This window comes from Pseudomonas veronii, assembly GCF_001439695.1.
In the GTDB taxonomy this organism is placed as follows: domain Bacteria; phylum Pseudomonadota; class Gammaproteobacteria; order Pseudomonadales; family Pseudomonadaceae; genus Aquipseudomonas; species Aquipseudomonas veronii.
Map to the genome: position 1 here is coordinate 18,051 of NZ_JYLL01000028.1, position 15,090 is coordinate 33,140.

The 15,090-nt window shown below is 62.5% G+C and carries 13 protein-coding genes and 1 pseudogene; 11 read left to right on the forward strand and 3 right to left on the reverse strand.

Translation table 11 applies throughout. The annotated features are described in order from the left end of the window. The 4 genes from TU80_RS24695 to TU80_RS24710 all read left to right on the forward strand — a co-directional run bounded on the left by TU80_RS24695 (position 1) and on the right by TU80_RS24710 (position 4,936). Positions 1-1,059: an alpha-ketoacid dehydrogenase subunit beta gene (locus TU80_RS24695; protein WP_017847500.1), complete on the forward strand. Its 1,059-nt coding sequence runs from the start codon at positions 1-3 to the stop codon at positions 1,057-1,059. After that, positions 1,060-2,328: a dihydrolipoamide acetyltransferase family protein gene (locus tag TU80_RS24700; protein WP_017847501.1), complete on the forward strand. Its 1,269-nt coding sequence runs from the start codon at positions 1,060-1,062 to the stop codon at positions 2,326-2,328. 4 nt (positions 2,329-2,332) lie between these two features. After that, on the forward strand, positions 2,333-3,712 hold the full coding sequence (gene lpdA, locus TU80_RS24705; protein WP_046487274.1) for a dihydrolipoyl dehydrogenase: 1,380 nt from the start codon (positions 2,333-2,335) through the stop codon (positions 3,710-3,712). A gap of 204 nt (positions 3,713-3,916) precedes the next feature. Beyond that, on the forward strand, positions 3,917-4,936 hold the full coding sequence (locus TU80_RS24710) for a branched-chain amino acid aminotransferase (protein WP_017847503.1): 1,020 nt from the start codon (positions 3,917-3,919) through the stop codon (positions 4,934-4,936). A 129-nt stretch (positions 4,937-5,065) separates the two neighbouring features. Here TU80_RS24710 and TU80_RS32015 read toward each other — a convergent pair whose 3' ends face one another. After that, complete coding sequence (locus TU80_RS32015) at positions 5,066-5,959, reverse strand: GNAT family acetyltransferase (protein ID WP_017847504.1); 894 nt, start codon at positions 5,957-5,959, stop codon at positions 5,066-5,068. A gap of 250 nt (positions 5,960-6,209) precedes the next feature. On the opposite strand from TU80_RS32015, the gene ctlX reads away from it, so the two are divergent. The 7 genes and pseudogenes from ctlX (at position 6,210) to TU80_RS24755 (ending at position 12,098) form a co-directional block, all read left to right on the forward strand. Further along, positions 6,210-7,136: a citrulline utilization hydrolase CtlX gene (ctlX, locus tag TU80_RS24725; protein ID WP_057005600.1), complete on the forward strand. Its 927-nt coding sequence runs from the start codon at positions 6,210-6,212 to the stop codon at positions 7,134-7,136. A gap of 16 nt (positions 7,137-7,152) precedes the next feature. Then, positions 7,153-8,200 (forward strand): annotated as a pseudogene (locus tag TU80_RS24730) (ornithine cyclodeaminase). Between the two features lie 254 nt (positions 8,201-8,454). Further along, complete coding sequence (locus tag TU80_RS24735; RefSeq protein WP_046382800.1) at positions 8,455-9,234, forward strand: ABC transporter substrate-binding protein; 780 nt, start codon at positions 8,455-8,457, stop codon at positions 9,232-9,234. A 106-nt stretch (positions 9,235-9,340) separates the two neighbouring features. Further along, a complete protein-coding gene (locus tag TU80_RS24740) occupies positions 9,341-10,042 on the forward strand; it encodes an ABC transporter permease (protein WP_057005601.1) in 702 nt (233 codons plus the stop codon). Next, positions 10,039-10,752, forward strand: coding sequence for an ABC transporter permease (locus TU80_RS24745; protein ID WP_046382798.1), 714 nt, complete (start codon positions 10,039-10,041; stop codon positions 10,750-10,752). The genes TU80_RS24740 and TU80_RS24745 overlap by 4 nt, the downstream gene beginning before the upstream one ends. A 3-nt stretch (positions 10,753-10,755) precedes the next feature. Further along, the gene (locus TU80_RS24750; protein ID WP_057005602.1) at positions 10,756-11,595 is read left to right on the forward strand and encodes an ABC transporter ATP-binding protein; all 840 of its coding nucleotides are present in this window, start codon (positions 10,756-10,758) and stop codon (positions 11,593-11,595) included. Between the two features lie 5 nt (positions 11,596-11,600). Further along, positions 11,601-12,098 carry an Lrp/AsnC family transcriptional regulator gene (locus tag TU80_RS24755; protein WP_029296543.1) on the forward strand — a complete coding sequence of 166 codons (498 nt, stop codon included), beginning with the start codon at positions 11,601-11,603 and terminating at the stop codon, positions 12,096-12,098. Between the two features lie 822 nt (positions 12,099-12,920). Here the strand turns inward: TU80_RS24755 and TU80_RS24760 are convergent. Continuing rightward, positions 12,921-14,258, reverse strand: a complete 1,338-nt coding sequence (locus TU80_RS24760) for a lysine N(6)-hydroxylase/L-ornithine N(5)-oxygenase family protein (RefSeq protein WP_057005603.1) — start codon at positions 14,256-14,258, stop codon at positions 12,921-12,923. Between the two features lie 119 nt (positions 14,259-14,377). Further along, a complete protein-coding gene (locus TU80_RS24765) occupies positions 14,378-14,860 on the reverse strand; it encodes a sigma-70 family RNA polymerase sigma factor (protein ID WP_017847509.1) in 483 nt (160 codons plus the stop codon). Positions 14,861-15,090: the final 230 nt, after the last annotated feature.

Below are 15,090 nucleotides of genomic sequence, written 5' to 3' on the forward strand. Positions count from 1 at the left end.
ATGAACGATCACAACAACAGCATCGAATTGGAAACCGCCATGACCACCACCACCATGACCATGATCCAGGCCCTGCGCTCGGCCATGGACGTGATGCTTGAGCGTGACGACAACGTGGTGGTGTTCGGCCAGGACGTTGGCTATTTCGGCGGCGTATTCCGTTGCACCGAAGGCTTGCAGAACAAGTACGGCAGTTCGCGGGTGTTTGACGCGCCGATCTCCGAAAGCGGCATCGTCGGCGTGGCGGTGGGCATGGGCGCCTACGGCCTGCGCCCGGTGGCGGAAATCCAGTTCGCCGACTACGTCTACCCAGCCAGCGACCAGATCATCTCCGAAGCGGCACGCCTGCGTTATCGCTCGGCCGGCCAGTTCACCGCGCCGTTGACCCTGCGCATGCCCTGCGGCGGCGGCATCTACGGCGGCCAGACCCACAGCCAGAGTATCGAAGCGGTGTTCACCCAGGTCTGCGGCCTGCGCACGGTGATGCCGTCCAACCCCTATGACGCCAAGGGCCTGTTGATCGCCTCGATCGAAAACGACGACCCGGTGATCTTCCTCGAACCCAAGCGCCTGTACAACGGCCCGTTCGACGGCCACCACGACCGCCCGGTAACGCCGTGGTCGAAACACCCGCAGGCGCAAGTGCCGGACGGTTACTACAGCGTGCCGCTGGACGTGGCCGCGATCGTGCGTCCGGGTTCGGCCGTCACCGTGCTGACCTACGGCACCACCGTGTACGTGTCGCAAGTCGCCGCCGAAGAAACCGGTATCGACGCCGAGGTCATCGACCTGCGCAGCCTGTGGCCGCTGGACCTGGAAACCATCGTCAACTCGGTGAAAAAGACCGGCCGTTGCGTGGTGGTGCATGAAGCCACCCGCACCTGCGGCTTTGGCGCCGAGCTGGTGGCGCTGGTGCAGGAACATTGCTTCCACCACCTGGAAGCGCCGATCGAACGCGTCACCGGTTGGGACACCCCCTACCCGCACGCGCAGGAATGGGCGTATTTCCCAGGGCCGTCCCGTGTGGGCGCGGCGTTGAAACGGGTCATGGAGGTCTGAATGGGCACGCACGTTATCAAGATGCCGGACATTGGCGAAGGCATCGCAGAAGTTGAACTTTCGGCCTGGCATGTGAAGGTCGGCGACCTGGTCGTCGAAGACCAGGTGCTGGCGGATGTGATGACCGACAAGGCGATGGTGGACATTCCCTCGCCGGTCCACGGCAAGGTACTTGCCCTCGGCGGCGAGCCGGGTGAAGTCATGGCCGTGGGCAGTGTGCTGATCAGCATCGAAGTGGAAGGCGCGGGCAATACCAAAGACGTGCCGATGACGGCTGAACCGGCCAAGGCGGCGCCTGCGCCGGTAGCGCAAAGCAAGCCGGCCCCAGCGGTAGAAAGCACACTGGCGCTCAAACCGTCCGTCGCGCCCCAGGCCCCCGTGGCCCGCGATGCCAACGAGCGTCCGCTGGCCTCCCCCGCCGTGCGCAAGCATGCGCTGGATGCAGGCATTCCCCTGCGCCTGGTGCAGGGGTCCGGTCCGGCGGGCCGGATTCTGCACGAAGATTTGGACGCTTACTTGCTCCAGAGTCCGGCGAAAAAAACTACGGCCGCCAACCCCTACGCCGAACGCAACGACGAAGAACAGATCCCGGTGATCGGCATGCGCCGCAAAATCGCCCAGCGCATGCAGGACGCCACCCGGCGCGCCGCGCATTTCAGCTATGTGGAAGAGATCGACGTCACCGCCCTCGACGAACTGCGCGTACACCTCAATGAAAAACACGGTGCGACACGCGGCAAGCTGACGCTGCTACCGTTCATCGTGCGCGCCATGGTCGTGGCGTTGCGCGATTTCCCACAGATCAATGCGCGTTACGACGACGAAGCCCAGGTCATCACCCGCCTCGGTGCGGTGCATGTGGGCGTCGCCACCCAGAGCGATGTGGGCCTGATGGTGCCGGTGGTGCGCCACGCCGAAGCACGCAGCCTGTGGGGCAATGCCGAGGAAATCGCGCGTTTGGCCAACGCCGCGCGCACTGGCAAGGCCAACCGCGACGAACTGTCGGGGTCGACCATCACCCTGACCAGCCTCGGCGCCTTGGGCGGCATCGTCAGCACGCCGGTGCTGAACCTGCCGGAAGTGGCCATCGTCGGCGTCAACCGCATCGTCGAGCGGCCGATGGTGATCAAGGGCCAGATCGTGATCCGCAAGATGATGAACCTCTCCAGCTCGTTCGATCACCGCGTGGTCGACGGCATGGACGCGGCGCAATTCATCCAGGCCATTCGCGGCCTGCTCGAACAACCCGCCAGCCTGTTCCTGGAGTAAGGGCATGACTCAGACATTGCACACCACCCTGCTGATCATCGGCGGCGGCCCTGGCGGTTATGTGGCGGCGATCCGCGCCGGCCAGCTGGGCATCCCGACCATCCTCGTGGAAGGCCAGGCGCTGGGCGGCACCTGCCTGAATATCGGCTGCATCCCGTCCAAGGCCTTGATCCACGTGGCCGAACAGTTCCAGCAGACCGTACACCACAGCCAGGGCTCCCAACTGGGCATCGAAGTGGATGTGCCGACCCTGGACATCCGCAAAAGCGTGGCTTGGAAAGACGCCATCGTCGACCGCCTGACCAGCGGGGTTGCCGCGCTGCTGAAGAAACACAAGGTGCAGGTCATCCACGGGTGGGCCCAGGTGGTGGACGGCAAGACCGTCGACGTCGACGGCCAGCGTATCCAGTGCGAACACCTGCTGCTGGCCACCGGCTCGAAAAGCGTCAACCTGCCGATGCTGCCGATCGGCGGGCCGATCATCTCGTCCACCGAAGCCCTGGCGCCGACCCGCGTGCCCAAGCGCCTGATTGTGGTGGGTGGCGGTTATATCGGCCTGGAACTGGGGATTGCCTACCGCAAGCTGGGCGCCGAAGTCAGCGTGGTCGAAGCGCAGGAGCGTATCCTGCCGGCCTACGACGCCGAGCTGACCCAGCCGGTGGCCGAGTCGCTCAAGCAATTGGGTGTGAAGCTGTACCTCAAGCACAGCGTCACCGGCTTTGAGCACAACCGCCTGCAAGTGCGCGACCCGAAGGGCGACACCGTGTCGCTGGAGACCGATCAGGTGCTGGTCGCCGTCGGTCGCACCCCCAACACCCGGGGCTGGAACCTCGAAGCGCTGGACCTGGAGATGCACGGCGCGGCGGTCAGGATCGACCACCGCTGCCAGACCAGCATGCGCAATGTGTGGGCCATCGGCGACCTCAGCGGCGAGCCAATGCTCGCGCACCGGGCCATGGCCCAGGGCGAAATGGTCGCCGAACTGATCAGCGGTCAACACCGCGAATTCAACCCGGCGGCGATCCCGGCCGTGTGCTTTACCGACCCGGAGTTGGTGGTGGTCGGCAAGTCGCCCGACGAGGCCAAGGCGGCGGGGCTGGACTGCATCGTGTCGAGCTTCCCGTTCGCGGCCAATGGCCGGGCCATGACCCTGGAGTCGAAAAGCGGCTTCGTGCGGGTGGTGGCGCGGCGTGACAATCATCTGATTGTCGGCTGGCAGGCGGTTGGCGTCGGCGTGTCCGAGCTGTCCACCGCCTTTGGGCTGAGCCTGGAAATGGGCGCGCGCCTGGAAGACGTGGCCGGCACCATCCACGCCCACCCGACCCTAGGCGAAGCCGTCCAGGAAGCCGCCCTACGAGCGCTGGGCCACCCCCTCCACCTGTAAAAAACGCACCCCCCGTGGAAGCGGGCTTTTGTGGGAGGGGGCTTGCCCCCGATAGCGGTGGGCCAGTCAACGCATGTGCCGACTGGCGCGCCCTCATCGGGGGCAAGCCCCCTCCCACAAAAGCCCGCTCCCACATGAAGCAAGAATGCAGTATTGTTGCGCTCATTCAGAAAAAAACCGACTTGACCAGAGATAGAGGGTGTCATGGGTAACGAAAGCATCAATTGGGACAAGCTGGGTTTTGACTACATCAAGACCGACAAGCGGTTTATCCAGACCTGGAAAAACGGCGAGTGGCAAGCGGGCACCCTGACCGAAGACAACGTGCTGCACATCAGCGAGGGCTCCACCGCCCTGCACTACGGCCAACAGTGCTTTGAAGGCCTCAAGGCCTATCGCTGCAAGGACGGCTCGATCAACCTGTTCCGCCCGGACCAGAACGCCGCGCGCATGCAGCGCAGTTGCGGTCGCCTGTTGATGCCGCAAGTGCCGACCGAAGCCTTCATCGACGCCTGCAAGCAAGTGGTTCGTGCCAACGAGCGGTTCATCCCGCCGTATGGCAGCGGCGGCGCGCTGTACCTGCGCCCGTTCGTGATCGGCACCGGTGACAACATCGGCGTGCGTACCGCGCCGGAGTTCATCTTCTCGGTGTTCGCGATCCCGGTCGGCGCCTACTTCAAGGGCGGCCTGGTGCCGCACAACTTCCAGATCTCCGGCTACGACCGCGCCGCGCCACACGGTACCGGCGCCGCCAAGGTCGGTGGCAACTACGCCGCCAGCCTGCTGCCAGGTTCCGAAGCGAAAAAAGCCGGCTTCGCCGACAGCATCTACCTGGACCCGGCCACGCACTCGAAGATCGAGGAAGTCGGTTCGGCCAACTTCTTTGGGATCACCCGAGACAACAAGTTCATCACGCCGAAGTCGCCTTCGGTACTGCCAGGCATCACCCGCATGTCGCTGATCGAACTGGCCAAGACCCGCCTGGGCCTGGAAGTGGTCGAAGGCGAAGTGTTCATCGACCAACTGGATATCTTCCAGGAAGCCGGTGCCTGCGGGACGGCTGCCGTGATTTCGCCGATCGGCGGTATCGAGTACCAGGGCAAACTGCACGTGTTCTACAGCGAGACCGAAGTCGGCCCGATCACCCAGAAGCTCTATAAAGAGCTGACCGGCGTGCAATCTGGCGACGTCGAAGCGCCAGAAGGCTGGATCGTCAAGGTCTAACCCCGCCACACCGCAATACCCTGTAGGAGGGGGCTTGCCCCCGATAGCGGAGTGTCAGTCACGGGAGGTATCGACTGACCCACCGTCATCGGGGGCAAGCCCCCTCCCACATTTGATCTGCGATCATTCTCAGGATTGAGTCGGGATATTTTCCACCATCTTCTTGCCCATGCTGATCCTCGGCTCCACCCCGTACCCCAACGCCTCGTAGAACCCCACCACCGTGTCATTGCCGCCGGTGATCTGCAGGTTGATCTTCATACACCCCAAGGCGCTCAAGGCCTGCTCCGCATGCCGCACCAGCGACGCACCCAGCCCTTGCCGGCGATAGTCGGCGCGCACCGCCACCGAATACAACCAACCACGATGCCCGTCGTACCCCGCCAGAACAGTACCGATCACGACGTTCTTATCCGTCGCCACAAAGAACAGCCCGTCATTGACCGCCAGCTTCTTATCGATCGCCAGGGTCGGCAGGTTGTGCGCGGTGTCATAACCAAAAGCGTCCTGCCACAACGTAACCACCTGCGCCCGGTGCAGACGGTCGCGGTAGACGCCGATAGGGTGACGCGACGACAGCGCTTTCTCCATCACCAACGTGCGCTCGTTGCCATGGTAGACGTCGCGCACGGTGTGAAAGCCCAGTTTGGTATAGAACGACTCGGCGCTCAGCGAAGACGGCACGTTCAACACCGTCACCCCGGCCTCACGGGCGCGCAATTCGATTTCGATCATCAGCAGCCGACCGATGCCCTGCCCTTGCAGCGCCGGGTTGACGAACACCGAGCGCACCACATTACCGTCAAGGGAAGCGGTGGCGACGATCACTTCGTCCTGAACCGCCACCAGCACCGACCGACGCCGGAGCAGTTCGAGCACCGCATCGGGTGTGAAGTTGCCCGCCACCCGGGCGATCACATCCGCCGGATAGTCACGCGCATTGCTGCTGTGCAAGGCGGCGAGGATGACCCGGCTGATCCCATCTGCATCGGCGGCCTGGGCAATACGAACGGCGATAGACATGCACTCTCCTTCCTGACTCGGATACCACAACCACCTCCATACTAATGTGGGAGCTGGCTTGCCTGCGATAGCGCTCCGTCAGCCAACCTATCCGCCACCGCTTGATCGCATTCCAGCCCGCACAGCCGATTCGGCTGCCACACCCCACTTTTCAGCTTTCCCGGCTGAGCGCCGCCTCGGTTTCAGCCGGGATTCCTCCGTCAACCCGCACAAAATAGCTCCACTGCTCAACCCATGGATTCGTGCCCCCATGCAAACCACCAACACCGTCTTGATGATTCGCCCGGCGCGCTTTGCCTTCAACCCGGACACCGCGATCAACAACCGTTTCCAACGCCAGCCCCTCGACCCGCTCGACGCACAGCACAAAGCGCTGGAAGAGTTCGACGGCTATGTCGACACCCTGCGCCGGCATGGCGTCGAAGTCCTGGTCGTGCAGGACACCCCGGCACCGCACACCCCCGACTCGATCTTCCCCAACAACTGGTGGAGCAGCCACGCCGACGGCAGCCTGGTGCTCTACCCGATGGAAGGCCAGAACCGCCGATTGGAGCGCAACAAGGGCGTGCTGCACGTCCTCGAACAGCGTTTTGCAATCAAGGACACGATTGACCTCAGCCATCTCGAACAACAGAACATCTTCCTCGAAGGCACCGGCAGCATGGTGCTCGACCGCCAGCACCGGATCAGCTACGCCTGCCACTCCGGGCGCACCCACCACGACGCTCTGCGCCAGTTCGCCGAACGCCTCGACTACCAGCTCTGCGTGTTCCACGCCGTCGACCGCCACCACGCGCCGATCTACCACAGCAACGTGATGATGAGCGTCGGCCGCAACCTCTCGGTGGTGTGCCTGCAAGCCCTGCCGGACGCCGAAGAGCGCCAGGCCCTGGAGCATTCCCTGCGCGACACCGGCAAGGACATCCTCGCCCTCGATTTCGACCAGTTGGAAGCCTTCGCCGGCAACATGCTCGAAGTCCACGACCGCGACGGCCAGCCGCTGCTGGTGATGTCCGCCAGCGCCTGGAACGCCCTGCAACCCGCGCAGCGCCGGCATGTGGAACGCCACACGCGGCCGGTGGTGGTGAACATCGACAACATCGAACGCATCGGCGGCGGCAGTGCCCGCTGCATGCTCGCGGAAGTGCATCTGCCCGCCCGCGCCACCTTCCAATAACGACAGGAGCCACTCCATGACCCGCTATATCGACGTCAACGACCTCAGCTACCTGGTCTCGCAAAAAGGCCTGCAAACCTGCATCACCGAGATGGCCGAGTACATCCGCGCCGACTACCTGCGCTGGCAGGACTTCGAGAAATGTGCGCGCCTGGCCAACCACTCGCCGGAGGGCGTGATCGAACTGATGCCGGTGTCCGACGCGTCGCTGTATGCCTTCAAATACGTCAACGGCCACCCGAAAAACACCCAGGCCGGCATGCTCACCGTGATGGCCTTCGGCGCCTTGGGTGACGTGGACACCGGCCGGCCGCTGCTGCTGGCGGAAATGACCCTGACCACCGCGATTCGCACCGCCGCCACCTCGGCCCTGGTCGCACGCTACCTGGCCCGGGACAACAGCCGCAGCATGGCGCTGATCGGCAACGGTTCGCAAAGCGAATTCCAGGCCCTGGCCTTCCACACCCTGCTGGGCATCAATGAAATCCGCCTGTTCGACATCGACGCCAGGGCCACCGCCAAGCTGGCGGCCAACCTCAAGGCGTTCCCGGCAATCAAGGTGATCCTGGCCGCCAGCGTGGCCGAAGCGGTGAAAGGCGCGGACATCATCACCACCGTCACCGCCGACAAGGCCTACGCGACCATCCTCACCGACGAGATGATCGAACCCGGCATGCACCTCAACGCCGTGGGCGGCGATTGCCCGGGCAAGACCGAACTGGACCGACGCATCGTCGATGCGTGCGCGGGTGATCGTCGAATACGAACCGCAGAGCCGCATCGAAGGTGAAATTCAGCACATGCCGGCCGATTCGCCGGTCACCGAACTGTGGCAAGTGATCAACGGCCAGGCGCCCGGCCGCGAGAATGCGCGCCAGGTCACCCTGTTCGATTCGGTGGGTTTTGCCATCGAAGACTATTCGGCGCTGCGCTACGTGCTGGACGTGGCCAAGGCGCTGGACGTCGGCAGCGAACTGGAACTGGTGCCCGACCTGGCCGACCCGAAAGACCTGTTCGCACGCCTGGCCCAACCTCCGCGCGTACAGCACAAAAAGCGCGCCTGAAACCGCTCTGGCCTGCCGCTTTGCGCCGAGGGCAGGCCAGAACCGCGACGATCAAAAGCCGATTCAGCGGGTGCCGCAGCCGATTCCGCTGCATTGCCTGTTTTAACAGCGCAATTCGCGCTTTGAGCACGGGGTAAACGACACAAAAAACGCACCACCTTGAAGCATTCTGAGCGCGACCGAAGAGTCAGCAAATGAATGCGCGCTGCTCCTTTGACTGCCCTGACATCAATTACAAAATATAGGGACTCCACATGACGCCACTCCGCTCATTGTTCGCTGCGTTGCTATTGCCGCTGTGCGCCAGCGCCGCCCACGCCCAAGACTGGAAAGAAATCCGCTTCGGCGTATTCCCCGAATACCCACCCTTCGAGTCCGTCGCCGCCGATGGCAGCCTGCAAGGCTTCGATATCGAGCTGGGCAACGCGATCTGCGCCAAGCTCGAAGTCAAATGCACCTGGGTGCATAACGAATTCGACGGCATGATCCCCGCCCTGCGCGCGCGCAAGTTCGACGCGATCATGTCCTCCATGGCCGTGACCCCGGCGCGGGAAAAACAGATCGACTTCACCGACCGCCTGTTCCTCAGCCCCACCTCGGTGATCACCCGCAAGAACGCCGACTTCGGCGACACGCCGGAATCCCTCAAGGGTAAACAAGTCGGCGTGCTGCAGGGCTCGTTGCAGGAAGCCTACGCCCGCGCGCACCTGGCCAAGCTCGGCGCCCAGATCAAGGCGTACCAGTCCCAGGACCAGAACTACGCCGACCTGCAAAACGGCCGCCTCGACGCCACCCTGACCGACAAACTCGAAGCCCAGCTCAACTTCCTGTCCAAGCCCGAAGGCGCCGACTTCAAGACCGGCCCGGCCTTCAAGGACCCGACGCTGCCCCTGGACATCGCCATGGGCCTGCGCAAGAACGACCAGGAACTGCGCGCGCTGATCAACAAGGGCATCGCCGCCGTCCAGGCCGATGGCACCTACGCCCAGATCCAGAAGAAATACTTCGGCGATCAAGACATCTACAACGAGTAAGCCAACACCGCCCCTGTGAGAGAAGACTTGTGTGGGAGGGGGCAATCCCCCTCCCCCAAAAGCCCGCTCCCCCAGGGGTCTGTCTGCGCCCTTTAGAGATCTCCCCATGAACGAATTCCTCAACCTGCAGGGCTACGGCCCGATGCTCGCCCAGGGCGCCTGGATGACGGTCAAGCTGGCGTTCCTCGCACTGGCCCTGAGCCTTGGCCTGGGCCTGATCGCCGCTGGCGCCAAACTCTCCAGCGTCAAACTGCTGCGGGTGCCGGCCACGCTCTACACCACGCTGATTCGCAGCGTGCCGGACCTGGTGCTGATCCTGCTGATTTTCTACAGCCTGCAACTGTGGCTGAACGACCTGACCGAAGCCTTCGGCTGGAACTACTTTGAAATCGACCCGTTTACCGCCGGGGTGGTCACCCTGGGGTTTATCTACGGCGCCTATTTCACCGAAAACTTTCGCGGCGCGATCCTCAGCGTGCCGGCCGGTCAACTGGAAGCCGCGACCGCCTATGGCCTGAGCCGCTGGCAGCGCTTTCGCCTGGTGCTGTTCCCGCAGTTGATGCGCTTCGCCCTGCCGGGGCTGGGCAATAACTGGCTGGTGTTGCTCAAGTCCACGGCGCTGGTGTCGATCATCGGCCTGTCCGACCTGGTCAAAGCCGCACAGAACGCCGGCAAGACCACCAACGAGCCGCTGTACTTCCTGATCCTCGCGGGCCTGGTGTACCTGGTGATCACCACCCTCTCCAACCGCATCTTCAAGCGCCTCGAACGGCGCTACAACCTCGGCATCAAGGGGATGGCGCGATGATCGAACTGTTCCAGCAATACGGCCTGGCCTACCTGTACAGCGACGGCGCGGGTGTGTCCGGGGTGGCGATGACCCTGTGGTTGTTCATCATCTCGGTGCTGTTCGGGTTTTTCCTGTCGATCCCCCTGGCGATCGCCCGCGTCTCGGAACACGCCTGGCTGCGCTGGCCGGTGGAGGTGTACACCTACCTGTTTCGCGGCACGCCGCTGTATATCCAACTGTTGATTTGCTACACCGGGCTGTACAGCCTGGAGGTGGTGCAGGACAACGCCCTGCTCAACCAGTTCTTCCGCAACGCGTTGAACTGCACGCTGCTGGCGTTCGTCCTCAACACCTGTGCCTACACCGTGGAAATCTTCGCCGGGGCGATCCGCAACATTCCCCATGGCGAAATCGAAGCGGCACGCGCCTATGGCCTGCACGGCTGGCGACTGAACCTGTTTGTGGTGGTGCCCGCCGCGCTGCGCCGTGCGTTGCCGGCCTACAGCAATGAAATGATCCTGATGCTGCACGCCACGTCGCTGGCGTTTACCGCCACCGTCGCCGACATCCTCAAGGTGGCCCGCGATGCGAATGCCGAGACGTTCCTGACGTTCCAGGCCTTTGGTATCGCCGCGCTGCTCTACATGCTGCTGTCCTTTGCACTGGTGGGCCTGTTTCGACTGGCCGAACGTCGCTGGATGCGTTTTCTTGTTCCTACCCGAGGCTAACCCATGAATCAGTCCGCGCAGGCCCTGGCCACTTATCCCGTCGAGACACCCGCAGCCCCTATCGCCAAGGCGGCGACGGCGGCGGTCAAACTGCAAGTCGAAGGCATCCACAAACGCTACGGCGAACATGAAGTGCTCAAGGGCGTTTCCCTCAACGCACGCAACGGCGATGTGATCAGCCTGATCGGCGCCAGCGGCTCGGGCAAAAGCACGATGCTGCGCTGCATCAACTTTCTCGAACAGCCGGACGCCGGGGTCATCACCCTGGACGGCATCAGCATCGAAATGCGCCAGGGCCGCGCCGGCACCCGCGCACCGCACCAGGCGCAACTGCAGAACCTGCGCACACGCCTGGCCATGGTGTTCCAGCATTTCAACCTGTGGAGCCACATGACCGTACTGGAAAACATCACCATGGCCCCGCGCCGGGTGTTGGGCGTGAGTGCGGCCGAGGCGGAACGACGTGCGCGGCTGTACCTGGACAAGGTCGGCTTGCCGGGCCGGGTGGCGGATCAATACCCGGCGTTTCTGTCCGGCGGCCAGCAGCAGCGCGTCGCCATCGCCCGCGCCTTGGCGATGGAACCGGAAATCATTCTGTTCGACGAACCGACCTCCGCCTTGGACCCTGAGCTTGTAGGAGAAGTCCTCAAAGTCATACAGACGTTGGCTGAGGAAGGTCGTACCATGTTGATGGTCACCCACGAAATGGGCTTTGCCCGCCAGGTGTCCAGCCAAGTGCTGTTTTTGCACCAGGGCCGCGTCGAAGAACAAGGCGGTGCCGAAATTCTCGACCATCCCAACAGCGAACGCTTGCAGCAATTTCTTTCCAACCGCTTGAAGTGAAACCCATGGATACCAAGGCCAACGGACCCCATTCCTCCCCTGCGCTGGATCGCATCGATGAGGCGATCATCGACGTGCTGCGGCATCAGGGGCGTATCACCTACGAGAAGCTCTCGTCGCTGGTGCATCTGACCCCCAGGCCCTGCCTGGAACGGGTGCGCAAGCTCGAACGGCGCGGGGTGATCCGCGGGTACGGGGCGATCATCGACGTGCAGATGGTCTCACCGGGGCTGTCGCTGCTGGTGCTGGTGGCCTTGTCCAACCAGAGCGGGCGCTCGGCGCAAAAGGCCTTCGAAGCCTGCGTCAAAGCCTGCCCGCAGGTGTTCGAATGCCAGTTGATCAGCGGGCCGTTCGACTACAGCCTGCGCATGCGTTGCCGGGATATGGAACATTACCGAGTGCTGACGGAGACCTGGTTGAACAACGATGAGTTGCACATCGACAAATTGGTGGCCCACCCCGAACTCGCGGTAGTCAAAAACACCGCCACCGAACTGGCCTGATCCCCAGACACCGAAGATCAAATGTGGGAGGGGGCTTGCCCCCGATTGCAATTTGTCAGCTACAAATTAGTTGACTGATACACCGCCATCGGGGGCAAGCCCCCTCCCACATTTGGATCTCCGTGGATCAGATAAAGCTCATTCTGCTCTTGGCCGCGGCCTTATAGCCGACCACATCCTGGAAGCCGAACGCGGTCAAGAGTGTGGGAGGGGGCTTGCCCCCGATTGCAATCTGTCAGCTACAAATTAGTTGACTGATACACCGCCATCGGGGGCAAGCCCCCTCCCACATTTTGATCTCCGTGGATCAGATAGGGCTCATTCTGCTCTTGGCCGCGGCCTTATTAGCCGACCACATCCTGGAAGCCGAATGCGGTCAAGAGTGTGGGAGGGGGCTTGCCCCCGATTGCAATCTGTCAGCTACAAATTAGTTGACTGATACACCGCCATCGGGGGCAAGCCCCCTCCCACATTTGGATCTCCGTGGATCAGATAGGGCTCATTCTGCTCTTGGCCGCGGCCTTATTAGCCGACCACATCCTGGAAGCCGAACGCGGTCGAGATTGTGGGAGGGGGCTTGCCCCCTCCCACATTTGGATCTCCGTGGATCAGATAGGGCTCATTCTGCTCTTGGCCGCGGCCTTATAGCCGACCACATCCTGGAAGCCGAACGCGGTCAAAAGTGTGGGAGGGGGCTTGCCCCCGATTGCAATCTGTCAGCTACAAATTAGTTGACTGATACACCGCCATCGCGGGCAAGCCCCCTCCCACATTTTCTACCCCGGTACGGCAGATGCCTCCAAAAGTCGCTACAAGCGTTCATCAGCTCGCCGTAGCAAGCAGCAAATCCTGCACCGAACGCCCCTGCCCACGGTGGCGATCATGCGCGTACAACGATGCGGCAATCTCATCCGCCCGGATCGGCAGCACCGACAGCAAGGTATCGCTCAACCCATGGCTGGCCTGGCTGAAACCCTGGATGTAGATGCCGGCCTTGCACCGCTCATCCGTCACGATGCGGTAGTCGCGGCTGACTTCGAAGTCGCTCATATAGGCCTGCAGCGGCGCCAGCAACTCGCGGTGCATCTGGCGCTCGTAGCCGGTGGCCAGGATCACCGCGTCGTAATGGCTGACGCTGGTTTCGCCGTTGGCGTTATTGCGCAGGGTCAACTCGATGCCCAACGGACCGGCGCTGACGTTCTCGACTACGGTCATGGTGCGGAAGGCCTGGCGCGCGGTGCCGGAGACTTTCTGGCGATAGAAGATGCCATAGATGCGCTCGATCAACTCCAGGTCAACCACCGAATAGTTGGTGTTCTGGTACTCGGCGATCAGCCGCTCACGCTCGGCGCCGACCTGCTGGAACACCAGGTCGGTAAAGGCCGGCGAAAACACTTCGTTGACGAACGGGCTGTCATCCGCCGGTTTCAGCGCCGAGCCGCGGAGGATCATATCGACTTGTACCGCCGGGAAGCCGTCGTTCAAATCGATGAACGCTTCGGCCGCGCTCTGGCCGCCGCCGATCACCGCGATACGCATCGCCTTGCCCTGCACGCAAGGCTGCTGGGCCATGCGCGCCAGGTACTGGGAATGGTGGAACACGCGGGGGTCATCCCCGAACGCCTTGAACACGTCGGGCACGCGCGGCGTGCCGCCAGCGCTGACCACCACCGAACGGGTGGTGCGGACATGCTGTTCACCCAACGCATCGCGGGAAATCACGCGCAGTGCTTCAACCTGCTGCTGATGCAGGATCGGTTCGATGGCCAGCACTTCCTCGCCGTAGCGGCTCTGGGCCTGGAACTGCCCGGCGACCCAGCGCAGGTAGTCGTTGAACTCCATGCGGCATGGATAGAACGTGCCAAGGTTGATGAAATCGACCAGACGGTTGTGGGCTTTCAGGTAGTTGACGAAGGAATATGGGCTGGTGGGGTTGCGCAGGGTCACCAAGTCCTTGAGGAACGAAATCTGCAGTTCGCTCTGGGTCACCAGGGTATTGCCGTGCCAACGGTAGTCGGCCTGCTTGTCGAGAAACAGCACGTCCAGTTTGCCCTGGGCCTTTTCGCGCTCCTGCAGGGCGATGGCCAGCGCCAGGTTCGAAGGGCCGAAACCGATACCGATCAAGTCGTGAACCGCGGGCGAAGCAATTGCCTGTGTCATTCCAGTGTCCTCTGGATAAGCCCCTTGGCGGTGGGGCGGGAATACCTTCACGACCTGCACAACAGGTCATGTGTTGATAGGAAACGAGGACAATGAATTAAAATTTAACCACTTGACGCTCAGGGTGCGTCCCACTCGCGCATCCGCACCCGGCAGTGCTTCATCGCATTGACAATGTGTTTTTCCACCAGGCTGCGGGAAATCCCCAGGCGCTCGGCAATCTGCGCGTGGGACAGGCCGTCGAGCTTGCGCAGCAGGAAGCTGTCGCGGCAGACCGCCGGCAACTCGGCCAAGGCGCGTTCGAGCATCTGCAGGCGCTGAGTGTGATCGTGGGTGGCGTGGGGCGAAGCGTTGGCGAAGCGCTCTTCGGCGTCCAGCACCTCCAGCGGCTCGACCTGACGCAAGGCGTTGCGTCGATGGCCGTCGATCACCAGGTTCAGCGCGGTACGGTACAAAAAGGCGCGGGGCTGGTCGATGGGGGTGTCACTGGCGCGTTCCAGCACCCGCACATAAGCGTCATGCACCACATCTTCGGCCACCTGGCGGTTGCCCAGCTTGGCGTTGAGGAAACACACCAGCTCGCGATAGTAGTTTTCCAACATGACTCCCGACCACCTGACGGCGGTATTAGGTCCTTGAATGCTTAAAAAGACAGCCCATGAGTGATGGCAGTTTGGGCAAGTGCAATTTATAGTAATTCTCATCTACTTTTAAAGAAGACTTGCTTCAGCGGGCAATTTTTTTACTCGCCAGCACTGTAACTACTTGTGAAACAGCCTAAATCTTCGGGCCATGCTCTCGTTTAACTGTCAGCCCCCCGCAACTGCGGTCC

Excerpts from the sequence above, each read along its gene's own strand:
- TU80_RS24695 (WP_017847500.1), top strand. The coding sequence starts at position 1 with ATGAACGATCACAACAACAGCATCGAATTGGAAACCGCCATGACCACC.
- TU80_RS24700 (WP_017847501.1), top strand. The coding sequence starts at position 1,060 with ATGGGCACGCACGTTATCAAGATGCCGGACATTGGCGAAGGCATCGCA.
- lpdA (WP_046487274.1), top strand. The coding sequence starts at position 2,333 with ATGACTCAGACATTGCACACCACCCTGCTGATCATCGGCGGCGGCCCT.
- TU80_RS24710 (WP_017847503.1), top strand. The coding sequence starts at position 3,917 with ATGGGTAACGAAAGCATCAATTGGGACAAGCTGGGTTTTGACTACATC.
- TU80_RS32015 (WP_017847504.1), bottom strand. The coding sequence starts at position 5,959 with ATGTCTATCGCCGTTCGTATTGCCCAGGCCGCCGATGCAGATGGGATC.
- ctlX (WP_057005600.1), top strand. The coding sequence starts at position 6,210 with ATGCAAACCACCAACACCGTCTTGATGATTCGCCCGGCGCGCTTTGCC.
- TU80_RS24735 (WP_046382800.1), top strand. The coding sequence starts at position 8,455 with ATGACGCCACTCCGCTCATTGTTCGCTGCGTTGCTATTGCCGCTGTGC.
- TU80_RS24740 (WP_057005601.1), top strand. The coding sequence starts at position 9,341 with ATGAACGAATTCCTCAACCTGCAGGGCTACGGCCCGATGCTCGCCCAG.
- TU80_RS24745 (WP_046382798.1), top strand. The coding sequence starts at position 10,039 with ATGATCGAACTGTTCCAGCAATACGGCCTGGCCTACCTGTACAGCGAC.
- TU80_RS24750 (WP_057005602.1), top strand. The coding sequence starts at position 10,756 with ATGAATCAGTCCGCGCAGGCCCTGGCCACTTATCCCGTCGAGACACCC.
- TU80_RS24755 (WP_029296543.1), top strand. The coding sequence starts at position 11,601 with ATGGATACCAAGGCCAACGGACCCCATTCCTCCCCTGCGCTGGATCGC.
- TU80_RS24760 (WP_057005603.1), bottom strand. The coding sequence starts at position 14,258 with ATGACACAGGCAATTGCTTCGCCCGCGGTTCACGACTTGATCGGTATC.
- TU80_RS24765 (WP_017847509.1), bottom strand. The coding sequence starts at position 14,860 with ATGTTGGAAAACTACTATCGCGAGCTGGTGTGTTTCCTCAACGCCAAG.